Origin of the sequence: Pseudomonas sp. 9Ag (genome assembly GCF_902506445.1) — a bacterium.
Lineage (GTDB): Bacteria > Pseudomonadota > Gammaproteobacteria > Pseudomonadales > Pseudomonadaceae > Stutzerimonas > Stutzerimonas stutzeri_AB.
Genome location: NZ_LR733836.1, coordinates 886,721 through 910,308, shown reverse-complemented (window position 1 = coordinate 910,308; position 23,588 = coordinate 886,721). Strand labels below are relative to the sequence as shown.

Below are 23,588 nucleotides of genomic sequence, written 5' to 3'. Positions count from 1 at the left end.
ATAGTCGAGCCCAACCTGACCGAACGAACAGCTTTTCGACGGTCAGGCTACGAGGTCCGTGCAGCCTCGGAAGCCCATGACCGAACAATAACGAATGGCAGGCTTGACTCATGACCGCAACCGAATCCAGGAGCGGTGACGCTCCCAACCAGGACCTGATCTATCAGCTCGAAGATCGCCCGGGTCCGATCCCCGCTACATTCGCCGCGATACAGCACGTACTCGCCAGCTTTGTCGGCGTCATCACACCGACCCTGATCATCGGCAGCGTGCTGGGGTTGGGCGACTATGTCCCCTACCTCGTGAGCATGGCGCTGTTCGTCTCGGGCCTCGGCACCTTTATCCAGGCCAAGCGAATCGGTCCGATCGGCGCCGGCATGCTTTGTCTGCAGGGCACCAGCTTCGGCTTTCTCAGCGTGATTCTGGCGGCCGGCTTTATCGTCAAGAATCGGGGTGGCAGCCCGGAAGACATCCTGGCCACGCTGTTCGGCGTCGGCTTCTGCGCAGCCTTCGTCGAAATCGCCGTCAGCCGCTATATCGATAAACTGCGCCGAATCATTACGCCGGTGGTCACCGGCACCATCATCAGCCTGATGGGCCTGTCGCTGATCAAGGTCTCGATGACCGACATTGCCGGTGGCTATGGCGCCGAGAACCCCGGAGCGCTGCCTAACCTTGCGCTGGCCGGGTTGGTCCTCGGCACCATCATCGTCCTCAATCGCTTTGGCCTCCCCTTGCTGCGCTTGTCGGCGGTAATCGTGGCGCTGGTGGTGGGCTACGCGGCCGCCTGGATGATGGGCATGGTGGATTTTTCCAGCCTGGCCGCCTTGCCGGCAGTCAGCGTGCCGCAACCGTTCAAGTTCGGCTTTGCCTTCGATTGGATGGCCTTCATCCCCATCGCGGTGATCTTTCTGATCACGCCGCTGGAGACAGCCGGTGATCTGACCGCCAACTCTATGATCTCGCGTGAGCCGGTCAAGGGCCCGCTGTACATGAAGCGCATCAAAGGCGGCATTCTCGGCGACGGTTGCAGCTCGCTGCTGGCCGCGACCTTCAACAGCCTGCCAATGACCACCTTCAGCCAGAACAACGGCGTGATACAGCTGACCGGCGTCGCCAGCCGTCACGTGGGCCTGTATATCGCCGGCATTCTGATCTTGCTGGCGCTGTTTCCTGTGGTCGGCGGCGTGTTGCAGCTGATGCCCAAGCCGGTACTCGGCGGCGCCACGCTGATCATGTTCGGCACAGTCGCGATCGCAGGCATCAAGATCCTCGCCGAAGCCGGCCTCAACCGTCGCAACATGCTGATCGTGGCAATCTCGCTGGGCCTGGGCCTGGGCGTAGCCGCCGTACCGGATGTGCTGACCAACTTGCCCGACGTCCTGAAGAACATCTTCGGCTCACCCATCACCATCGGTGCGTTCAGCGCGATCCTGCTCAACTTCTTTCTTCCGCGCGAGCCGGAAGAGATGGATGACTACGATCCGGACAACCTGATCGAGGACACGGTCGGCACCAATACCTTGGCCGTCAATATTCCCGATTACTCCAAGGTCCATCCGAAAGCCACCACCACCGACCCATCGGCCCAGCTGACGCCTACGGGCTGACGGCTCCGGCGCCCGGCCTACGCGCCGGGCGCCTCACCTGCATTCATCACAACAACAAAACCAAAGGGTATCAACATGACCTTCAAGCGCACTTCACTGTCGCTGGCGATGGCCGGCTGCCTGCTGTCCGCCCCGGCCTTTGCCGATGGCATGCTTCACTGGCAGAACAACAGCCTCAGCTATCTCTATGGCAAAGATTTCAAGGTCGACGCCGGCGAGATCCAGCAAACCGTGACCTTCGAGCACGCCAGCGGCTGGAGCTGGGGCGACATGTTCCTGTTCGTCGATAACAAGTGGTACAACGGCCTGTCAGGCGAGGAAGGACACACCTACTACGGCGAATTCAGCCCGCGCCTGTCGCTCGGCAAACTGAGCGGCCAGGACGTGAGCTTCGGCCCGGTGAAGGATGTGTTGCTGGCAGCCACCTACGAGCGCGGCGAAAGCAGCGCCGGCCGCCCCAATCAGACCTATCTGCTAGGCCCCGCGGTTGATCTCGATGTACCCGGCTTCGATCGTCTGGCCATCAACGTGTACTACCGCAAACCCGACGGCACCACCCGCCGCGCCTCCGGCCAGTGGCAGGTCACGCCGACCTGGGCGATGACCTTCCCGGTCGGCAAGTCAGACATCCTGTTCGACGGATTCATCGACTGGGTGGTCAACGACGCCGGCTCGGAAAGCAGCGGTGACTTCATGTCGAAGAACCTGCACATCAACCCGCAGATCAAGTACGACCTGGGCAAGGCGCTGGACGGCGAGCCAGGCAAACTCTACGTCGGTATCGAATACGACTACTGGTCTGACAAATACGGCATCGAAGACGGTGGTTTCGTCAGCGATCTGGTCGGGGGCACCAACCAGAACACCGCCAGTCTGCTGGTCAAAGCGCACTTCTAAGCCAGCCGGCGCAGGATGTGGGACAAAAAAGCAGCCGAAAGGCTGCTTTTTTATTGGTCACGTTTTTCAAGCGGCGTCGTTATGGCGTGTCCGGATAGTGCGCTGAGTCGCGCACGGTTCGATAGCTAGCCCGCCCTTGGAACGATCGGCGAGCGTATCGCTGAAGCATTACCGCAATACAGCGCGCCACCGCCCAGGGAGCGGGGCGCGCCGCTCAGGTCACAGCTTGAAGCTGCCCATCTGCCGACTCAGATCGTCTGCCAGGCGGCTCAGCTCATGGCAATCTTCTCGACAGCCCTGCACATCACTGGCGGTGGCCTGGGCCAGGTCGGCGATGCCCTGTACGTTGCGGGTGATCTCCTCGGTCACGCTGCTCTGCTCTTCGGTCGCTGCCGCCACCTGTGTGTTCATGTCGCTGATCGCTTCGACTTGCTCGGTGATTGCACTGAGCGACTGTCCGGTGCGCTGGCTCGCTTGCACCCCGGTACCGGTCGCAGCCTGTCCTGCATGCATGGAATTGACTGCGTTTTCAGCACCGCTCTTGAGACCCTGAATCATCTGCTGGATCTCGTCGGTGGACGTCTGGGTCCGGCTGGCCAGCGTCCGTACTTCGTCGGCAACCACCGCAAAACCACGGCCCATCTCCCCGGCGCGCGCGGCCTCGATGGCCGCGTTCAAGGCCAGCAGGTTGGTCTGCTCGGAAATGCTGCGGATCACCGCCAGCACCTTGTCGATGGATGCCACCTGCTGCGCCAGATCGGTAACCGACTCCGCGGCGTGGCCGATATCACCCGACATCTTTTCGATGTGCGCAATCGAATCGCCGACGACTTTCCGTGCGGTGATCGCCTCGCTACGCGCCCCTTGCGAGGCCTGCGCGGCGTTGCTGGCGTTGCGTGCGATCTCCTGCACGGTCAGACCCATCTCGTGCACGGCGGTGGCGACCATGTCGGTCATTTCATGCTGGCGGCCCGCACGGGTCGCGGTGTTGTCCACCACCTGGGCGACCTGTCCCACAGAGCTGCGCAGTTGCTCGCTGGTGCTCAGCACATCACCGATCAACCCGCGCAGGCTACCGATGAAGCGGTTAAAGCCACGGGCCAGATCACCCAGCTCATCAGCCCGACTTTCGTCCAGACGACGAGTAAGATCACCACCACCGCCACCGATCTCGACGAGCGCATTGGTCACCTGACGAATAGGCTTCACCAGTCCGCGCGCCAGCAACACCACGAGACCGAGGAAGAACAGCGCGATACAGGCGCCGATCAGGCTGATGGTCCACAAGGTGCGGCGTGCCTCGGCGAAGATTTCCGCTTCCGGCACTTCACTGACCAACACCCAGCCCAGGCTTTCCAATGGCTGAGCGACCGCCAGAAACGCCTCGCCATCACGTTCGAAGCGCACCGCGTCGGTTGCGCCGTCGAGGAGCTTCTGCGCCGCTTCACTACCGGTCAGTGCGGCAAGCTCGATCTGATCGTTGTTCTCGGTTTTCGGATGCACCTTGACGCGACCGCCGCCGCTGATCAGATATACCTCTCCACGCTCGCCGAAGCGAAAGTTGCTGATCAGTTCGGACATGCTCTTCAAGCTGAAGCCAAGCCCAGCCACCCCCAGGGTCCTACCGCCTGCCTCGATGCGCTGGTTGATGAACAGGGTGGGCTGGCGAGAGGCCTTGTCGATGTCGATCTCGAAGCGCCGTTTGGTGCCGCTGTCGATCAGGCTGTAAAACCAGCCGTCGCCAGGAGCATTGCGATTGAGGGTGCGTGAGAGCCCTGCTTCCGAATAGTAATTACCGCTATCGAGCACGGCGATGGAAGTCGTCAGCGCATTCTGCTGAGCCTTGACGCCCTCCAGGTATCGGCCCATCGCCTGCGCCTGGTCGGTGCTTTCACCGTACTGCAGCCAGTCCTGAACCAGCGTATTGCCGGCAATCCCGGCCGTGGCGGTGATCGGCGCCGCCAGAGTGCGCTCGATGTCATTGCGGATTGCGGAAATGTTGGCAGGCAGCGCCTGCCCCACCAGATAGCGCTCGGCCAGGCGGTTGACCGCCGACGAATAGACCAGAATGACAATCAGAATACTGGCAAGCAGAGCCGCCCCCATGCTGACGATCAATTGCCATTGAATACTGCGTTGCATGAAAGGCATGTGTGTGACCTCGGTTGTTTTTTAGTAAACGTACACAACCTTGATATCAATGTGTATACATAAATTATGTTTGACGCCAATATCCTATCGGTCAAAACGACCAAGGCTTGATGACCGTTTGGCGGACTGCTGTAGCCAGATCGATTTCCAGTGCTGCGAACAGGCGTGCTGGGCTATGACGTGTGCAGGCGCGACCCTTGACGAGACAGCCGCGCGTTACAACCCAGCGCTCTGGCTCCCCTCGCATCAAGCCCGCCTCTTGCCTTGAGGCTGTTCGGAAGCCGGTGCTAGGATGCGGCGGCAGGCCACCAGGCTGGGTGGTCATGAATCGAACAGGCCCTATGTCCAGTATCCGCGAGCGCAATAAAGAACTGATCCTTCGTGCTGCCAGCGAAGAATTCGCCGAGAAGGGCTTCGCCGCCAGTAAGACCAGCGACATTGCCGACCGCGCCGGACTGCCCAAGCCCAACGTCTACTACTACTTCAAGAGCAAGGAAAACCTCTACCGCGAGGTGCTGGACAGTATCGTCGAGCCTCTGCTGCAGGCATCTGCTCCGTTCAATCAGCCCGGCGAACCGGCAGACGTGTTGCGCGCCTATATCCGCACCAAAATTCGCATATCCAGGGAGCACGCTTGCGCGTCCAAGGTGTTTGCCAGCGAGATCATGCATGGCGCACCCCATCTACCGGCCGAGCGTGCCGCACAGCTCAATGCCCAGGCCGCCCACAATGTGGCCTGCATTCAGGGCTGGATTGACAAGGGATTGATGGCCGCCGTCGACCCCCATCACCTGATGTTTAGCATCTGGGCAGCGACCCAGACCTACGCCGATTTCGATTGGCAGATCTCCACCGTAACAGGCAAGACTGCGCTCGATGATGCCGACTATGAAGCCGCGGCCGAAACGATCACACGGATGGTCATCAAAGGCTGCGAGGTAAAGGAAGCGAATCCTGTTGGCTAACGCTGCAATCAAACCGCAATGGGACCTGTGGCATAGCCCTGCGGCGTCGTTTTCCGGTTCAATCAGGATTCGATCAAGGGGGCGGCAGGACACCCGCCAATCTGATACGTTCTGCTTCGCGCCCGCAGCCCGCGTCTTTGACGCATCACACACGACAACCAATACTTGCGCTGGCCACCGGCTCGGAAGAAGGAAATTCTATTGACCGCATTGCGCAACAGTCTGTCCAGAACACTGCTCCGTATCGTCCTGCTGTCCGCGCTTGCCGTTGGCCTGGTACTCAGCTGCGCGCAGATCATCTTCGATGCCTACACGACCCGCCAGCTGATCGATGCCGAAGCTCAGCGAATCCTGCGCATGACCCGCGACCCGTCCACTCAGGCGATCTATAGCCTGGACCGGGAAATGGGTGCCCAGGTCATGGAAGGTCTGTTCCAGCACGAGTCGATTCGCAAAGCCTCGATTGGCCTTCCCGGCGAAGCACCGCTGGCGGCCAAGTCCCGCCCGCTCATGTCGCACTCCTCGCGCTGGTTGACCGACCCGATACTCGGCCGCGATCAGGAGTTCTCGATCCCATTGATCGGCCGCCCGCCTTACAACGAGTACTACGGCGATCTGCGCATCACGCTCGATACCGCCCCCTATGGAGACGCCTTCCTCAGGAGCTCGGTGGTGCTCTTCATCGTCGGCATCCTTCGCGCGCTGGTGCTGGGTTTTCTGCTGTACCTGATCTATGAGTGGCTGCTCACGCGACCGCTGACCAAGCTCATCGAACACATGTCGCGCATCAACCCGGGCCGCCCCGGCGAGCACTCGCTGCCAATGCCAAAAGGACATGAGCGCAATGAACTGGGCCTCTGGGTCGAGACGGCCAATGGTCTGCTCGCCTCCATTCAGCACAACATGCAGTTGCGTCATGCGGCCGAAAGCAACCTGCAACGCATGACCCGGTATGACTCGCTCACCAACCTGCCAAACCGCCAGCAGCTGCAGCAGCAACTGGACAACATCCTGAGCGAGGCCGCCAGGTTGCAACGCCGCGTGGCTGTACTCTGCCTCGGACTCGATGATTTCAAGGGCATGAACGAGCAGTTCAGCTACCAGAACGGCGACCGGCTGCTGGTGGCGCTGGCCGATCGGTTACGCAGTCAGAGCGGGCGCGTCGGGGCGTTGGCGCGGCTGGGCGGTGATCAATTCGTCCTGGTGCTGGTCGGCTTCGAACAGCCCTACGAGGCGGCCGAACTGGCGCAGAAGGTGCTCGACGACCTGGAGCGTCCCGTCACCCTCGATGAGCAACACATACGTTTGCGCGCCACCATCGGTATCACCCTGTACCCCGAAGACGGTGACAGCACTGAAAAGCTGCTGCAGAAAGCCGAACAGACCATGACACTGGCCAAGAGCCGCTCACGCAATCGCTACCAGTTTTATGTAGCCAGCATCGACAGCGAAATGAGGACCCGCCGGGAACTGCAGAATGACCTGGCCGAAGCGCTTCCCCGAGGCGAGTTCCATTTGGTCTATCAACCACAGATCGATTACCGCCTCAAACGCATTACCGGTGTCGAAGCCTTGCTGCGCTGGTCTCACCCGAGCGGCAAGATGGTTCCGCCCGACATCTTCATCCCCCTCGCCGAACAGAACGGCAGCATCATCGCCATAGGCGAGTGGGTGCTCGACCAGGCCTGCCGACAGCTGAGCGAATGGCATCAGCAAGGCTTCAGCGACCTGCGCATGGCGGTCAACCTCTCCACCGTACAACTTCACCACGCCGGACTGCCGGAGATGATCAGCATCCTGCTCAGCAGTCACAAGTTGCCACCCGAGACGCTGGAGCTCGAGGTGACTGAGACGGGTCTGATGGAAGACATCGCCGCAGCCACCCATAACCTGCACTGCCTGCGTCGCTCCGGTGCGTTGATCGCCATCGACGATTTTGGCACCGGTTACTCATCGCTGAGCTACCTGAAAAGCCTGCCGCTCGACAAGATCAAGATCGACAAGAGCTTCGTTCGCGACATGGCGGCTGTCGAGGGCGACACGACCATCGTTCGAGCCATCATCCAGCTCGGCAAGAGCCTGGGCATGTTGGTGATCGCTGAGGGTGTGGAAACGGCCGAGCAGGAGCGCTACCTGATCGACGAAGGCTGCAACGAAGGCCAGGGCTACTACTACAGCAAACCCATTCCCGCAGCGGAACTGACCGCTTTGCTCAGCCAGTCGCTGCGGTTCGAGCGTCGACTTAACTCCGAACACCTGTAAGTGTTGTTTGCCGTGCCGCGCTTCAACCCCGCCCCTCCAATTTCAACCCAAGAGCGTCACCGATGAAGCGTTTTGTACTGATCGACACCGCCGAGATTCCGGATGGCGGCGGTGCCCTGTGCCTGTTCGAGTACGGTGACGATTTCGTCATCAAGATTCAGGGCGGCAACGGTAACCAGCTGATGAACACCCGCACGCACGGGTCCGAAGATGCGCTGGCAGAAATACCCTGCCGAAAGATCGCGCATCGGCCACAACCGCGTGTGCTGATCGGCGGCCTGGGCATGGGCTTCACGCTCGCCTCGGCGCTCAGGCATCTGGGCAAGGATGCCGAGGTTCAGGTCGCCGAGTTGGTGCCCGGCGTGATCGACTGGAATCGCGGCCCGTTGGGCGAGAAATCCGGCATGCCGATTAACGATCCACGTACCCGCGTGCTGCGCAAGGATGTCGCCGAGGTTCTGAAGAGCGAACCGCAGGGCTATGACGCCATCATGCTCGATGTGGACAACGGTCCCGAGGGGCTGACGCGCAAGAGCAACAGCTGGCTGTACTCCTCAACCGGGCTTGACGCCTGCGCCAGAGCGCTGCGTCCCAAGGGCTTGCTTGCCGTCTGGTCGGCCAGCGCCGATCAGGCGTTCTCCCAACGCCTCGCCAGATCAGGGTTCATCGCCGAGGAGGTCCAGGTGTTCGCTCACGGGAATCGCGGCACTCGACACACCATCTGGATTGCCGAAAAACGTAGCTGAAAGCCAAACCGTGGGCGGTAATAGCTTATCGCCATCTATGCCGCTATCGGCTTCAGTGGGGCTCCACTACACTCAAGGCTGACCACACCGATACGTCCCTATACCGCGCAGTAACCAAATTGGTACGTACGATGAAAACCGAATCCCGTCCTTCTCTGGAAACTGTTCTGGATCTCATGCTCGACGCGGTCTGCGTCGTCGATGCCGAGGGCCATTTTGTGTACGTCAGTGCGGCATGCGAAAGCATATTCGGCTATACGCAGGAGGAGATGATTGGTCGCCAGATGATGGAGCTGGTAGCGCCTGAAGACCGCGAACGCACCCAGCTGGCGGCACAGCAGGTAATGTCAGGCCAGCCTAGCCTGCACTTCGAGAATCGCTACATCCGCAGGGACGGAAAACGGGTAGACATCATGTGGTCGGCCCGCTGGTCAGAAGGTGATCAGCTACGTGTCGGCGTAGCGCGCGACGTCACCGGCCGCAAGCGGTCTGAATCGCTGCAAGAGACGGTCTATGCAATATCCGAGGCGGCCCACAACACCGCGGATCTGACTTCACTGTTCGAACAGGTCCATCAGATCACCGGCCGACTGATCCCGGCGCCGACCTGTTTTGTAGCCTTGAACGCCCCGGATCGGGGCCGTCCGACATTTCCTTACTGCAGAACCGGTGGCGATCCGGCACGGCTTCCCCTCGAGCCGGCGGCGGCGCTGTGTACGGAAGTTACTCGGACCGGGCGAGCGCTACTACTGACAGCGAATAGTGAGGGGGTCTGCGACAACCTCAAGGCATTGGCCGCCACGGACAGCTTCTGCTGGTTGGCAGCGCCCCTCGCCACCGCTCAGGGCTGCATCGGCGCGCTGCTGCTCAACGATACGGCAGAAAACGCGACCTATTGCGAGCAGGACATAGACTTGCTGCAGTTCATCGCCAACCAGGTCGCCACCGCCATCGAACGCAAACAACTGCAGGCTCGCCTGGAGCGGATGGCGCAGTACGATGAACTTACCGGCCTGCCCAACCGCGCGTTCCTCTTCGACCGGCTGAAAACCGCCCTGGCACGGGCGCGGCGCAACGACGAGCGCTTAGCGGTGCTGTATCTGGATCTCGACGGATTCAAACAGGTTAACGATGGTTATGGCCACAGCGTCGGCGACCTGCTGCTGCAGGCCTTCGCCCAAAGGCTGACGCAACACATCCGCGAAACCGACACGGTTGCGCGGATGGGCGGCGACGAGTTCGTCATGTTGCTGGAAGGCAGTCCCACAGCAGCCGATACGGCGGTGGTGGTCACGCACATCCTTGCCGCGATGCACGCGCCCATAGACCTCGCCGGCTTGGCGCTGGCGATTCAGCCGAGCATTGGCGTGGCCTACTTTCCCGAGCACGGAACTGACGAAGCCTCGCTGCTCAGACGAGCCGATGAGGCGATGTACCAGGCAAAGTCAGCAAGCGCCCGGCAGCGCTGCAGCAGCTCTCTGGCCGTCGATACCTTGCTCGATAAAGATCAGCGCTAAGCGAAACGCGGAGGACTCACTGGATGTCGCTGCGACTCAACCCGCTACCCGAGCCGCCAGCAAAGCCGCACCGAACAAACATAGCATCGCGCCGCCAGCCGCTTGCCAGCGATAGCGCCTGACGAGCACTTCTTCGCCATGACTGGACAGCACAAACGGCAAGCCCTCGCCAGGGCGCACCAGTTGGTGCAGTGCTTGTCGGCTACTGGCCAGCCGGTGGCGCCGCTGTGCTTCGAGGTCGGCGGCAAGGCGCACACGGTTCCACTCCACCTGGTCGAGCTGGCCGTCTCGATTGTTGTCGAATCGCTGCAACAGCCCTGCGTAGTCTTCTTTCCATTCCCGCACCACCTGGCCCTGGGCGGTCGGTAGGTCGAGGCCCTGCCGACCGCCGCCGGAGGTACGAAAATCACCGATCGCGTACAGCGGCTCATCGGCATGCAACCGCTCTTCGGTGTAGCGGTACTGCCGATGGCCAGTCAGCCAGGCCAGTACGCCACCGGGCGGCGCACTTCTAGGGCGGCGCTGGTTACCGGTCCAACGATCACGCCGCGCGGGAAGCACTTCCGCGCCTCGCGGATCGATCAGACAGTCTCCGGTCGCATCGAACAGCCGCAACAGCTCCTCGCTGCTGCCCTGCTCAAGCACTTTCCAGCTGCCGCGCTTGCCACCGGATTGATACTCCTCGATACGGTAGCGCCACCAGAGGCAGGGTGTGGCCGTCAACGGCGCCATCAACGGCGGCATGTCAGGGAGGCCTCGCAGTACACCGGCCAGCTCGACGTAGCCTTGCGCAGCCGAGCGGATCCGCGACGTCGGCGTATCCAGCAGGTGACGCAATTTTGACCAGCGAGTGATCCACAGCCAGCCGCCAACCAGACACATCGCCACGCCTGCAGCGCTAAGCAGCATTCCGCCCCCGCTCAACCGAACAGCGGTTTGAGGTCGAGATCGGCTTTCTCCGCCTCACTGAATTGCAGCAAGGCTGCCTCTCGAAACCCGAACGTAAGAGCCAGCAACACATCGGGAAACTGCTCGACGCGCACGTTATTGAGATTGACCGATTCGTTGTAAAGCTCACGGCGATCGGCGATGCCGCTTTCTAGCCCGCTGATGCGTTGCTGCAGATGACGAAAGCTCTCGTTCGCGCGCAGTTCCGGGTAGCTCTCAGCCAAGGCGAACAAACGCCCCAGCCCTGCACGAAGCCCGGTTTCCGCCTGGCCTAGTGCGCCGACATCGCCCTGCTCGCGGGCGTCGGACACCGCAGTGCGCGCTCTGATCACCTGCTCCAGGGTGCTGCGTTCGTGCTGCATGTACTGCTTGCAGGTTTCCACCAGCTTAGGCAATTCATCGTGACGCTGGCGCAACAACACGTCGATGTTCGACCAGGCCTTGCTTACGCCGTGCTTGAGTCGCACCAGGCCGTTGTAGAGAACCACGGCATAAGCCGCGGCGAGAAACAGCAGGACACATGCAACGGCGGCACTCAGGCTCATCAGGGCGACTCCATAAGATGACCAGACTTCAGAGGGGGCATTCTAGCTGCGCCGGCGGAGGCGATACGCGACCTGTCGCACGCATTTTCTTTGCACAAAATGCAAATCTTTCGCATTATGTTCTGCATCCGTTTGTCGCAGCCCTGCTGCCGACTCACTCACACCACCCTGCAAGCAAAGGAACCCGCCATGCTACGCACTCCCGTCTGGGCTACCGCCAGCCTTCTGGCTGTCGCCATTTCACTCGCTGGTTGCGGCGAAGACAAAGCTCCGGCCGAACAGGCCGCTGCCCCGCTAGCCGCCACCACCCAGAGCGAACCGGCACCGGCTGCCCAAGAGACCGTGAACAGCGAAGCCGCGCAGGCCGTGGTCAAGCACTACGCCGATATCGCCCATGCTGTGTTCAGCGATGCGCACACTGCCGCTCTGAAGCTGCAGGATGCCGTTGACGCTCTCCTGGCCAATCCGACCGAAGAAACCCTGCAAGCGGCCAAAGCGGCCTGGATCGCCGCCCGCGTTCCGTATATGCAGAGCGAAGTATTCCGCTTCGGCAACCCGGTCGTCGACGACTGGGAAGGTCAGCTCAATGCCTGGCCGCTGGACGAGGGCATGATCGACTATGTCAAAGGTGACTATCAGCACGCCCTCGGCAACCCCGGCGCAACGGCCAACATCATTGCCAATAAAGAGTTGCAGATTGGCGAAGATAAGATCGACGTCAGCGAGATCACCGGCGAGAAGCTGGCCAGCCTGAACGAGCTGGCCGGCTCCGAAGCCAACGTCGCCACCGGCTACCACGCCATTGAATTCCTCCTTTGGGGCCAGGACCTCAACGGCACCAATGCGGGCGCCGGCGAACGCCCGGTGAGCGACTTCATCGAAGGCGAAGGCTGCACCGGCGACAATTGCGACCGCCGTCGCGCCTTCCTCAAGGCCGCCACTGAACTGCTGGTCAGCGACCTTGAAGAAATGGTCGGCGAGTGGAAAGCCGGCGTTGCCGACAACTATCGCGCCAGCTTGGAAAAAGAGTCGGCCGAAAATGGCCTGCGCAAGATGTTCTTCGGCATGGGTAGCCTGTCGCTGGGCGAGCTGGCTGGTGAGCGCATGAAGGTCGCGCTGGAAGCCAACTCGCCGGAAGACGAGCACGACTGCTTCAGCGACAACACGCACAACTCGCACTACTACAACGCCAAGGGCATCCGTAACGTCTATCTGGGCGAGTACGAGCGCATCGACGGCACCAAGATGACCGGCCCAAGCCTGGCATCGCTGGTGGAAGGCACTGCGCCTGAGGTCAACAGCACGCTGAAGACCGACCTGGAAACCACCGAAGCCAAACTGCGCGTGCTGGTCGAAAGCGCCGAAAATGGCGAGGCCTTTGACCAGTTGATTGGCCCGGACAACAGTGAAGGCCAGGAAAAGGTTCGTGCTGCGATCGGCGCGCTGGTCCAGCAGACCGGCTCGATCGAAAAGGCAGCTGCCGCTCTGGGCATCAGCGATCTGAACCCGGACACCGCTGACCACGAGTTCTGATACACCCGCCGGGGGAGCGGCGCAATGCCGCTCCCTCTGGCACTGATGCACCCTCCCCCCGGGCTTCATTGCTCGATTGGCCAATCGGCCTGCCGCCAAATGCAAATTGCTCTTATTCAACCACTCGTAGCCTGCTAAGATTGCCGACCTTTGAAAGGCTCTGGGCTACCGATGCGTCCGTTCTACTTCCCTGTCCTTGCACTGCTGCTGGCCTTGAGCCTGACCGCTTGCGACGAAAATCCGCCGCGCTTTGAACAGGCCGAACCGGGCGAGGCGCTTTCCGGTGGCAGCACCACGGTCATCAAGTCCGACCAGAATGCCTTCTCGATGCCCTCTGCCAACCTGTCACCGGTGCGCCGGCTGGACTTCAGCGTCGGCAACAGTTTCTTTCGCAACCCCTGGGTTATCGCCCCCTCGTCGACGACTGCACGCGACGGCCTTGGCCCACTGATCAACACCAACGGCTGCCAGAACTGCCACATCAAGGATGGCCGTGGTCGTCCGGCGGAAGCCGAGCGCGGCAACGCCGTGTCAATGCTGGTGCGCCTGTCGATTCCGGCAGGCGAAGAGCACGCCGAAGTGGTCCATCAGCGAGGCATCGCGCCTGAACCCACTTATGGCGGCCAACTGCAGGACATGGCGATTCCCGGCGTTGCGCCGGAGGGCAAAGTACGCCTTAGCTACAGCACCCATACCGAGCGCTTCGCAGACGGCTTCGAAGTCGAACTGCGTACGCCGCAACTGAAAATTACCGACCTGGGCTACGGCCCGATGCATCCCGACACGCTGTTCTCGGTCCGCGTGGCCCCGGCAATGGTCGGCCTCGGCTTGCTGGAAGCGATTCCGGAAGCGGCGATACTCGCCAGCGCCGATCCGGACGACAGCAACGGTGATGGCATCTCCGGGCGCCCGAACCGGGTGTTCGATCAGGTAACCCGCGAAACCACCTTGGGCCGCTTCGGCTGGAAAGCCGGACAGCCGACTCTGAACCAGCAGAACGCTGACGCTTTTTTCAACGACATGGGCCTGACGACCAGCCTGCTGTCCGGCAGCAGCTGCACGCAAGCGCAGACCGAGTGCCTGGCGATGCCCGACGGCGGCGAGCCCGAAGTCAGCGACCATATCCTGTCGCTGGTGCTGTTCTATTCGCGCAACTTGGGCGTGCCGGCTCGGCGCAACGTGGACGACCCACAGGTCCTGGCCGGCAAGACACTGTTCCATCGTGCAGGGTGCCAGAGCTGTCACATCCCGAAATTCACCACCGGCGAGGCCGCCGAGCCGGAACTCGCGAACCAGGTGATCCGCCCCTACACCGACCTGCTGCTGCATGACATGGGCGAAGGGCTCGCCGATCACCGGCCGGAATTCGAGGCCAGCGGCCGTGAATGGCGTACTCCGCCGCTGTGGGGCCTCGGCATGACCGAAGCTGTCAGCGGGCACACCCAGCTGCTGCATGACGGTCGCGCCCGCAATCCGCTCGAAGCCATACTTTGGCACGGCGGCGAAGCGGAGCGTGCCAAGCAGGCCGTGCTTGGCTTTGACCATAACGAGCGCAGCGCCCTGCTGGCCTTTCTCGGGTCCCTTTAAATGCCCAACCATACGCACCCTTGCCCAGTCCTGAGGAGCAACATGTACCGCAACCAGATTTTTCGCGCCGTCACGGCCACTGCACTGGGTCTGCTTTTAGGCGCCTGTACGCCATCCGACCCGTATCAGGAAACAAGCCAGGCACTGACCGACGAGGTTCTGCTACCGGCCTATACCGACTGGGCTGAAGCCAACCGCCGTATGGCAGCCAGCGGCATCGCCTTCTGTGCAGGCAATGAAGAGATTAACGATGCGCGCCAGGCGTTCCTGCAGGCGCAGCTTGCCTGGGCGGGATTGCAGCCGCTGCTGATCGGACCGATGGGTGAAGGCAACCGGGCCTGGCAAGTACAGTTCTGGCCTGACAAGAAGAATCTTGTCGGTCGGCAGGTCACCGCACTGCTGAAAAGGAAGCCCCAGCTGACCCAGGCCGATCTGGAGAACGGCAGCGTCGTCCTGCAGGGCCTGTCTGCTTACGAGTACGTGCTCCATGACAAAGCCGTCGACCTCAGCGAAAGTGCGACCAAGGCGCGTTATTGCCCGCTGCTGATAGCCATCGGTGAGCATCAGCAAAAGCTCGCAGCCGACATGCTGCAAGCCTGGAAGGCAAAGGACGGCATGGCCGCCCAGTTGAGCGAATTCCCCAACGAGCGCTACGCCGAATCGTCCGAAGCGATCGCGGATTTGCTTCGCGTTCAGGTCACCGCCCTGGACGGTCTGAAGAAAAAGCTTGGCGCACCGCTCGGTCGCCAGAGCAAGGGCTATCCTCAGCCCTTCCAGGCCGAAGCCTGGCGCAGCGACGCTACGCTTCCCAGCATCGATGCCGCACTCGCTGGCGCCCAGCGGCTCTGGATTGGTAGCGATGGAAACGGATTGAAGGCGCTGGTCCCGGCCGAACAGGCTGATCTGGCCAAGCGCATCGACGTTTCCTACGAAACCGCACGTCAGCATCTGGTGGACATCATGCTGCCCTTAAGCGAGCTGATCGCTGACGAAGCCGGCCGAGCACGTCTTGATGCGCTGTATCAGGACATCGACGCCTTGCACCGGCTGCACCAGACCGAACTGGCGCGCGCTCTTGGGGTGCAGATCGGTTTCAACGCCCACGACGGAGACTGATCATGAAACGTCGTGCTTTCCTGGGCCTGGGCAGCGCACTGGTGGCCGCTTCAGCCGTCGGCGGCTGGACGTTGACGCATCACACCGAACAACCGTTGCTGCTGTCGGCACGTAACGATGCCGATGGTCGCCACTATGCGGTTGGCTATCGCCTCGACGGCAGCCAGGTTTTCGCCACGCCCGTCGCCGAGCGCTGTCACGATGTCTACGCGCACCCGCACCTGCCGCTCGCCGTCTTCGTCGGACGCCGCCCGAGCCGTGAAAGCTATCTGATCGACAGCCGTGACGGCACGCTGCTGCAGGTACTGGCGTCGCCGCCGGACCGCCACTTCTATGGGCACGGCGTCTTCCACGCCAGTGGCGACTGGTTCTACACCACCGAGAACGACACCGCCGAAGCCGGCCGCGGCGTTCTCGGGGTCTATCGTGTCGAGGGTCGTCAGCTGGTGCGCAGTGGTGAGCATTCCACCCACGGCATCGGCCCGCATCAGCTGCTGTGGATGCCGGATGGCGAGACACTGGTGATCGCCAATGGCGGCATCCGCACCGAGGCCGACAGCCGGGAGATGATGAATCTGCATGCCATGGAACCCAGCCTGGTAATGCTGCGCCGTGACGGCACGCTGCTCAGCAAGGAGCAGTTGCCAGAGCAGATGAACAGCGTGCGTCACCTGGCGGTGGCGGCTGACGGCACGGTGGTGTCGGGCCAGCAGTACGAAGGCGACCCGATGGATCAGGTGCCATTGCTGGCCATCAAGCGCCCCGGCCAAGCCTTCGAAGCCTTCCCGCTAGGCGAAGCGCAGCGCCAGACGATGAACCAGTACACCGCCAGCCTGGCGATCAACGATGCCCTTCGCCTGCTGGCCGTGACGGCTCCGCGCGGCAACAAGGTATTCATCTGGGACCTGGACACAACGGCACTGCGCGAGGAAATCCACCTGCCGGACTGTGCCGGCGTCGCGGCAGTCAAAGAAGGCTTTGTCGTCAGCTCCGGCCAGGGCCGCTGCCGCCTCGTCGACTGCACGGGCAGAGCGTTCGTCAGCACCCCGCTACAGCTACCCGCGGGGCTTTGGGACAATCACCTGCGACTCGTCTGAAAGCGTTCAAGTATCGAAGCGCCAGGCCGAAAAACCGGCGACGAGCAGTCAGCCCGACTACTCGTTGCAGGCTTGTTTATGCAAGCGCATCCCCTTCGATACGAGAACGCCCAGATGTTCCTGAAAAAATCCCTGCGTGGACAGTTGCTCGCGCTGATCGGCGGCAGCTTGCTGTTGATGCTTACTATCGCGCTCGCCAGTTTTTCGTTTCTCTCCGATGAAATCACGGCCTACCAGCGTCTTCTCAAGGGACCGATCGAAGCCTCGCGCCTCATCGACCAGTCCAACCTCGAGTTCAAGGTGCAAGTTCAGGAGTGGAAGAACGTATTGCTACGCGGTAAATCTCAGGAAAATCTGACCAAATACTGGCGGAGTTTCGAAGAGCAGGAGCGCGAAGTGCAGGCGTTGCTGGGCACGCTCATACAGGCCAGCCAGAACGACCCCGCGCTGGCCAGTCAGATCAAAAGTCTGCGTGACGAACACCTGAAGCTTGGCACGGCCTATCGCGTGGGCCGCGACGCGTTCATCGCGGCTGGCGGTGACCCGGTTGTCGGCGACGCGGCCGTCAAAGGCATCGACCGCGCCACCAGTGAGCAGCTCAGCGCCTTGGTGGTGCAGCTACGCGAGTCCGCGCTTGCCAATTCGGCGACCATCAGCAGGGCCGCAGACCGAACCATTATCGTCGGCTCGCTGATCATGCTTGCCGCTGGCGTGTTGATTGGCCTGTTCAGTGCCTGGCTGGTCAACCGCAACCTGATCAATCCGATCCGCCACCTGATAAACCATGTTGCGAACCTCAGCCAAGGCAATTTCAAAGAACGTGTCGATACCAGCCGCGCTGACGAGCTGGGCCGCCTTGCGGTAGCGGCCAATGTGCTGCGCGATTTCCTGGCCGACACCTTTACCCGCCTGCAGCGCAGCACATCAGATCTGGACACCGCCAGCGGGGAGCTCAACGCCATTGCGGCCTTGATGGGCCAAGGCACCCGCGAGCAGTTTTCCCGTACCGATCAGGTCGCCACGGCGATGCATGAGATGTCTGCCACCGCGCAAGAGGTCGCGCGTCATGCAGCGGACGCTGCGCATGCCGCAGACGCCGCCGACCAGTCGGCGCAACAAGGCGAAGCCATGATGCGCTCGACGATCGAAACGATCACCCACATGCGCGGCGAGATCAGTAACACCGCCAGCGTGATCCGCCGGCTGGAGGCCGACAGCGGCCGTATCGGCAAGGTGCTGGAAGTGATTCGCGGCATTGCCGACCAGACCAACCTGCTCGCGCTGAACGCTGCCATCGAGGCCGCCCGCGCCGGCGACGCTGGGCGCGGCTTTGCCGTGGTGGCCGACGAGGTGCGCACGCTGGCCAAACGTACTGCGGATTCCACGGCGGAAATCCATCAGATCATCGACACGGTACAGACGGGGGCGGTGGATGCGGTACGGGCCATCGAAAACGGCCAGGCCCGTAGCGACGTAGGCGTCGAGCAGGTCACTGAAGCGGGCGGCATGCTCCAGCGCATCACTCTGGAAGTAGAAGCCATTCGCGACATGAACCGCCAGATCGCTACCGCCGCGGAAGAACAGACATCTGTCGCAGAGGACATCTCACGCAATCTGATCGAGATTACAGCCATCGCCACCACCAATCAGGACAATGTAGAGCGCACCGAGAAGGCCAGTCACAATCTGCACGGGCTGTCCGCTCAGCTCAGCGAAGTCACTCATCGCCTGGCTGGCTGACCTCAAATCAAATGCAAGGCCCTGCCAACGCAGGGCCGTAAGCGCATTCGACACAGCGGCCTGGCGCGCGAAGCGCGCTGTTGACGCCGCTCTTCCTGATCCTCAGACAGCGCCTGATATCCCGCTTTACTTGCACTCGGTTCGCAGCTAACGTCCATTCTCCCTCTCCTACAGGGCCGAATCACGACGCCATGGTTGGTGCATAACTGCGCTGGTCGTGGCTTGCGCATTCGATACGGCTGCGTCGTTGCATAGCCATGGTCAGCCGGCTCATTACTCCAAGGAATACGGAAAATGTTGCGCCGCATGCTGCTGATGCTTGGCGCGGTGATCGTCGTGGTATTGATCCTTGCCGCCCTCAAGTTCAACTCGATCTCCACACAGATTCAGCAATTCAAGGCACCGAAGCCGCCGATCAACGTGGAGGTTGTCGCCTCCAGTCAGGAGCCATGGCAAAGCCGGCTTCCGGCGGTTGGCACGCTCACCGCCTCGCAGGGCATCGACCTTTCGGTAGAGATCGCCGGCACCATCAGCGATGTGCAGTTCCGCTCGGGTGAAAAAGTGCAGAAGGGTCAGCCCATCGTTCTGCTGGACAGCGAGATCGAACAGGCGAGCCTGGCAGCCGCGGAAGCGGACCTGCATCTGGCAAAGGTGGAATTCCAACGAGCACGCAGCCTGATCGAGGGAAAGGCCATTTCTCGCAGCGAGTTCGATCGGCTCAACGCCCAGTCGCAAAAAGCCGACGCGACCGTCGCCCAGCTGAAGGCCAGCCTGGCGAAAAAGCGCATCCTCGCCCCCTTCTCCGGAACCATCGGGATCCGTCAGGTAGATGTCGGTGACTTCGTCGCTGCCGGCACACCGATTGCCACGCTGCAGGACCTGTCGACGCTGTTCGTCGATTTCTACCTGGCTGAACAGCAAGTGCCTCTGCTCGCCATCGATCAGCCCGTGCGTGTGCAGGTAGCCGCTTTCCCCGGTGAGCAGTTCGAGGGCCGTATCGTCGCCTTGAACCCCAAGGTTGAGGTCACCACCCGCAACGTGCAGGTCCGCGCAGAGCTGGCCAACCCTAGCGAGCGCCTGCTGCCCGGCATGTTCGCCAATCTGCAGGTGCTGCTGCCCAGCGAGCAATCCAGGATCGTGGTACCGGAAACCGCGATCACCTACACCCTGTATGGCAATTCGGTACTGGTGGTGAAGGAGGGTCAGCCTCCCGAACCCGAGGAAGGCACCGCGGCGACCGAGACCGACGAACCCTACCTGGTTGTTGAGCGCCGCTTCGTCAAAACCGGCGAGCGGCGCGACGGACGCGTGGTAGTTCTCGAGGGACTCGAAGCCGGCGAGCAGGTGGTCGTTGCGGGGCAGCTCAAGCTGGACAGCGGCGCCCACGTCGCCATTGCCGAAAAGCGCACCCTCGAGCTCAAGCCCGAAGCCCGCTGAGACGCCTATTGAAGGGACATAGACCCCATGGCTTTTACCGATCCATTCATTCGCCGTCCGGTGCTGGCCAGCGTGATCAGCTTGTTGCTGGTGTTGCTTGGCTTCCAGGCCTTCAACAGCCTGGTGATCCGCCAGTATCCGCAAATGGAAAGCGCACTGATCACGGTGACCACCGCTTATCCCGGCGCCAACGCAGAAACGATCCAGGGCTATATCACCCAGCCCCTGCAGCAGAGCCTGGCCAGCGCCGAAGGCGTGGACTACATGACGTCGGTCAGTCAGCAGAACGTTTCGGTCATCTCGGTCTATGCGCGTATCGGGGCTGACACGGATCGCCTCTATACCGAGTTGCTCAGTCAGGCCAACTCGGTAAAGAACCAGCTGCCTCAAAATGCAGAAGACCCGGTACTGAACAAGCAGGCGGCCGATTCCACGGCGCTCATGTACATAAGCTTCTATAGCGAGCAGCTGAGCAATCCGCAGATCACCGATTACTTGTCGAGGGTCATCCAGCCAAAGCTGGCTACCCTGCCCGGCATGGCCGAGGCTGAGATTCTCGGCAATCAGGTGTTCGCCATGCGCCTCTGGCTGGACCCGGTCAAGCTCGCCGCCTACGGACTCTCGGCCGGCGACGTGAACGAGGCCGTGCGCAAGTACAACTTCCTGTCCGCCGCCGGTGAGGTGAAGGGTCAGTACGTTGTCACCAGCATCAACGCCGATACCGAGCTGAAGACACCCGAGGCATTTGCCGCCATCCCCCTGAAGACTCAGGGCGACAGCCGTGTGCTGCTGGGTGATGTGGCGCGCGTCGAAATGGGCGCAGAAAGCTACAACGCGATCAGCTCGTTCGACGGGATCCCGTCGGTCTATATCGGCGTCAAGGGCACGCCGAGCGCCAACCCGCTGGATGTCATCAGCGAAGTGCGGGCAGTGATGCCCCAGATCGAATCGCAATTGCCGCCCGGCCTGAAGGTCACCATCGCCTATGACGCGACGCGGTTCATCCAGGCCTCCATCGATGAGGTAGTCAAGACCCTCGCTGAAGCGGTGGTGATCGTCATAGTCGTGGTCTTCCTGTTCCTCGGTTCAGTGCGCTCCGTACTGATCCCGGTGGTGACCATCCCGCTCTCGATGATCGGCGTGTTGTTCTTCATGCAGACCATGGGGTATTCGATCAACCTGCTGACGCTGCTGGCGATGGTGCTGGCGATCGGGCTGGTCGTGGATGACGCCATTGTCGTGGTGGAAAATATCCATCGGCATATCGAGGACGGCAAAACGCCCTTTCAGGCAGCGATCGACGGCGCGAGAGAAATCGCCATGCCTGTCGTCACCATGACCGTCACCCTCGCCGCGGTCTATGCGCCGATCGGCTTTCTGCAAGGCCTGACGGGCGCACTGTTTCAGGAGTTCGCCCTGACCCTGGCCGGCGCTGTGCTGATTTCCGGCGTGGTCGCGCTGACCCTGTCGCCGATGATGTGCTCGCGCCTGCTACGTCACGAAGAGAACCCGAGTGGCCTGGCGCACCGCCTGGACCAGCTCTTCGACCGGTTGAAGGCGCGTTACCAGCGCGCCTTGCACGGCACCCTGAACACGCGGCCGGTGGTACTGGTATTCGCATTGATCGTACTCGGGCTGATTCCGCTGCTGCTCAAGTTCACCGAAAGCGAACTGGCTCCAGAGGAAGACCAGGGCATCATTTTCATGATGGCAAGTGCTCCCCAAACGGCGAACCTCGATTATCTGAATGCCTACACCGATCAATTTCTGGAGATCTTCAAGTCGTTCCCCGAGTACTACTCCTGGTTCCAGATCAATGGCTTCAACGGCGTACAGAGCGGGATTGGCGGCTTTCTGATGAAACCCTGGGATGAACGGGAGCGCACCCAGATGGAGGTGCTCCCCGAGGTGCAGGCCAAGATCGATCAGATCCCGGGCCTGCAGGTGTTTGGCTTCAACCTGCCCTCACTGCCCGGGACCGGCGAAGGCCTGCCGTTCCAATTCGTCATCAATACCGCCAACGACTATGAGTCGCTGTTACAGGTTACCGAGCGAATCAAGGAGAAGGCCCAGGCTTCCGGCAAGTTTGCGTTTCTCGATGTAGACCTGGCGTTCGACAAACCGGAAATCGTCGTCGAGATCGACCGGGAAAAAGCGGCGCAAATGGGCGTCACCATGGAAGACCTCGGCCTGACCCTGGCCACCTTGCTCGGCGAAAGCGAGATCAACCGCTTCACCATCGAAGGACGCAGCTACAAGGTCATCGCCCAGGTCGAGCAGGCCTACCGGGATAATCCAGGCTGGCTGAACAACTACTACGTCAAAAACGAGCAGGGCGACATGCTGCCGCTGTCGACCCTGATCAGGGTTCATGACCGCGCCCGACCGACCCAGTTGACCCAGTTCCAGCAGCTCAATGCAGCGACCATCCAGGGCTTCCCGATCGTCAGCATGGGTGAAGCCATCGAGACACTGCGCGGCATTGCGTTGGAGGAGGCGCCGCAGGGCTACACCTTCGACTACGCAGGCGCATCGCGCCAGTACATCCAGGAAGGCAATGCGCTGTACACGACCTTTGCGCTCGCGTTGGCGATCATCTTTCTCGTGCTAGCGGCACAGTTCGAGAGTTTCCGCGATCCGCTGGTGATCCTGGTAACGGTGCCGCTTTCCGTCTGTGGTGCGCTGGTCCCCCTGTTCCTCGGCCTGTCGAGCATGAACATCTACACCCAGGTGGGGCTGGTGACGCTGATCGGGTTGATCAGTAAGCACGGCATCATGATCGTCGAGTTCGCTAATCAGTTACGTCGAGATCAGGGGTTGACCCGTCGTGAAGCGGTCGAGGAAGCCGCTGCGATCCGGCTCAGGCCGGTCTTGATGACAACCGCGGCGACGGTATTCGGCATGGTTCCGTTGATCCTGGCCAGCGGTGCCGGAGCGGTCAGTCGCTTCGATATCGGCCTGGTGATCGCCACAGGCATGACAGTGGGCACACTGTTCACCCTGTTCGTGCTACCGGCTGTGTATACGGTGCTGGCAACCCCGGACCAGGCGACAGCAGTGGCCACAAGCGCGCGGCCGTCAGAGGGCTATTAAGCAGGGTTCGAGATACGAGAACGTCGCTCAGCTGCGCCCTACCAGGCTCTGGGAAAGCCCGTACATAAGTAACAGCAAGTCCTGATCGGGGCGCGTCTCTGAAACAGAGGCGCGGGCAATACGCGGCACCGCGCAATGGCTGCTTAAATCGCTTCGTGCAACCACCTTCGCGTCCGGCTCACTCCATGCCGCCGCACACAGCGACGCAACACCCAGTGAACCGACAAGAAACAATCCTCGAGCGATTTCAAGTTTCATTGCGCAAGCCCTTGTTATTTGGCGATTCGAGAAAATCACCATAGTCGAGCAATCGACCCGGCGCCGAGAAATATGACCGATGGTCG

The 23,588-nt window shown here is 61.4% G+C and carries 17 protein-coding genes and 1 pseudogene; 13 read left to right on the top strand and 5 right to left on the bottom strand.

Features of this window, described 5'->3' with window-relative positions:
• Positions 1-110 precede the first annotated feature (110 nt).
• Both ALTERO38_RS04180 and ALTERO38_RS04175 read left to right on the top strand, forming a co-directional pair.
• On the top strand, positions 111-1,610 hold the full coding sequence (locus ALTERO38_RS04180; RefSeq protein WP_102837965.1) for a nucleobase:cation symporter-2 family protein: 1,500 nt from the start codon (positions 111-113) through the stop codon (positions 1,608-1,610).
• A gap of 75 nt (positions 1,611-1,685) precedes the next feature.
• Positions 1,686-2,507: an outer membrane protein OmpK gene (locus tag ALTERO38_RS04175; RefSeq protein WP_159967380.1), complete on the top strand. Its 822-nt coding sequence runs from the start codon at positions 1,686-1,688 to the stop codon at positions 2,505-2,507.
• Between the two features lie 219 nt (positions 2,508-2,726).
• On the opposite strand, the gene ALTERO38_RS21685 is transcribed toward ALTERO38_RS04175, so the two are convergent.
• Both ALTERO38_RS21685 and ALTERO38_RS21680 read right to left on the bottom strand, forming a co-directional pair.
• A complete protein-coding gene (locus ALTERO38_RS21685) occupies positions 2,727-3,455 on the bottom strand; it encodes a methyl-accepting chemotaxis protein (protein WP_372239398.1) in 729 nt (242 codons plus the stop codon).
• Positions 3,456-3,584: 129 nt separating this feature from the next.
• Positions 3,585-4,613, bottom strand: a pseudogene (locus tag ALTERO38_RS21680) (cache domain-containing protein); the annotation flags it as partial.
• Positions 4,614-4,999: 386 nt separating this feature from the next.
• On the opposite strand from ALTERO38_RS21680, the gene ALTERO38_RS04165 reads away from it, so the two are divergent.
• The 4 genes from ALTERO38_RS04165 (at position 5,000) to ALTERO38_RS04150 (ending at position 10,148) form a co-directional block, all read left to right on the top strand.
• The gene (locus ALTERO38_RS04165) at positions 5,000-5,623 is read left to right on the top strand and encodes a TetR/AcrR family transcriptional regulator (RefSeq protein ID WP_102837968.1); all 624 of its coding nucleotides are present in this window, start codon (positions 5,000-5,002) and stop codon (positions 5,621-5,623) included.
• 201 nt (positions 5,624-5,824) lie between these two features.
• On the top strand, positions 5,825-7,885 hold the full coding sequence (locus tag ALTERO38_RS04160; RefSeq protein ID WP_178114566.1) for a bifunctional diguanylate cyclase/phosphodiesterase: 2,061 nt from the start codon (positions 5,825-5,827) through the stop codon (positions 7,883-7,885).
• A gap of 62 nt (positions 7,886-7,947) precedes the next feature.
• Positions 7,948-8,631, top strand: coding sequence for a spermidine synthase (locus ALTERO38_RS04155; protein WP_159967379.1), 684 nt, complete (start codon positions 7,948-7,950; stop codon positions 8,629-8,631).
• 131 nt (positions 8,632-8,762) lie between these two features.
• A complete protein-coding gene (locus tag ALTERO38_RS04150; RefSeq protein ID WP_159967378.1) occupies positions 8,763-10,148 on the top strand; it encodes a diguanylate cyclase domain-containing protein in 1,386 nt (461 codons plus the stop codon).
• Between the two features lie 36 nt (positions 10,149-10,184).
• Here ALTERO38_RS04150 and ALTERO38_RS04145 read toward each other — a convergent pair whose 3' ends face one another.
• On the bottom strand, positions 10,185-11,072 hold the full coding sequence (locus ALTERO38_RS04145; RefSeq protein ID WP_372239354.1) for a GIDE domain-containing protein: 888 nt from the start codon (positions 11,070-11,072) through the stop codon (positions 10,185-10,187).
• Positions 11,069-11,641: a LemA family protein gene (locus tag ALTERO38_RS04140; RefSeq protein ID WP_102837972.1), complete on the bottom strand. Its 573-nt coding sequence runs from the start codon at positions 11,639-11,641 to the stop codon at positions 11,069-11,071. Before ALTERO38_RS04140 ends, ALTERO38_RS04145 begins: the two co-directional genes overlap by 4 nt.
• A gap of 189 nt (positions 11,642-11,830) precedes the next feature.
• Between ALTERO38_RS04140 and ALTERO38_RS04135 the strand changes: the two genes are divergently transcribed.
• The 7 genes from ALTERO38_RS04135 to ALTERO38_RS04105 all read left to right on the top strand — a co-directional run bounded on the left by ALTERO38_RS04135 (position 11,831) and on the right by ALTERO38_RS04105 (position 23,244).
• Positions 11,831-13,174 carry an imelysin family protein gene (locus tag ALTERO38_RS04135; protein ID WP_159967377.1) on the top strand — a complete coding sequence of 448 codons (1,344 nt, stop codon included), beginning with the start codon at positions 11,831-11,833 and terminating at the stop codon, positions 13,172-13,174.
• Between the two features lie 171 nt (positions 13,175-13,345).
• On the top strand, positions 13,346-14,761 hold the full coding sequence (locus ALTERO38_RS04130; RefSeq protein ID WP_159967376.1) for a di-heme oxidoredictase family protein: 1,416 nt from the start codon (positions 13,346-13,348) through the stop codon (positions 14,759-14,761).
• A 42-nt stretch (positions 14,762-14,803) separates the two neighbouring features.
• Positions 14,804-15,877, top strand: coding sequence for an imelysin family protein (locus ALTERO38_RS04125; RefSeq protein ID WP_159967375.1), 1,074 nt, complete (start codon positions 14,804-14,806; stop codon positions 15,875-15,877).
• Between the two features lie 2 nt (positions 15,878-15,879).
• Entirely contained in the window at positions 15,880-16,974 is a 1,095-nt protein-coding gene (locus ALTERO38_RS04120; RefSeq protein WP_159967374.1) for a DUF1513 domain-containing protein, read from the top strand.
• A gap of 114 nt (positions 16,975-17,088) precedes the next feature.
• Entirely contained in the window at positions 17,089-18,714 is a 1,626-nt protein-coding gene (locus ALTERO38_RS04115; protein WP_159967373.1) for a methyl-accepting chemotaxis protein, read from the top strand.
• A 294-nt stretch (positions 18,715-19,008) separates the two neighbouring features.
• Positions 19,009-20,151 carry an efflux RND transporter periplasmic adaptor subunit gene (locus tag ALTERO38_RS04110; protein ID WP_159967372.1) on the top strand — a complete coding sequence of 381 codons (1,143 nt, stop codon included), beginning with the start codon at positions 19,009-19,011 and terminating at the stop codon, positions 20,149-20,151.
• Between the two features lie 27 nt (positions 20,152-20,178).
• Positions 20,179-23,244 carry a multidrug efflux RND transporter permease subunit gene (locus ALTERO38_RS04105; protein ID WP_159967371.1) on the top strand — a complete coding sequence of 1,022 codons (3,066 nt, stop codon included), beginning with the start codon at positions 20,179-20,181 and terminating at the stop codon, positions 23,242-23,244.
• 27 nt (positions 23,245-23,271) lie between these two features.
• On the opposite strand, the gene ALTERO38_RS04100 is transcribed toward ALTERO38_RS04105, so the two are convergent.
• Entirely contained in the window at positions 23,272-23,502 is a 231-nt protein-coding gene (locus ALTERO38_RS04100; RefSeq protein ID WP_159967370.1) for a hypothetical protein, read from the bottom strand.
• Positions 23,503-23,588: the final 86 nt, after the last annotated feature.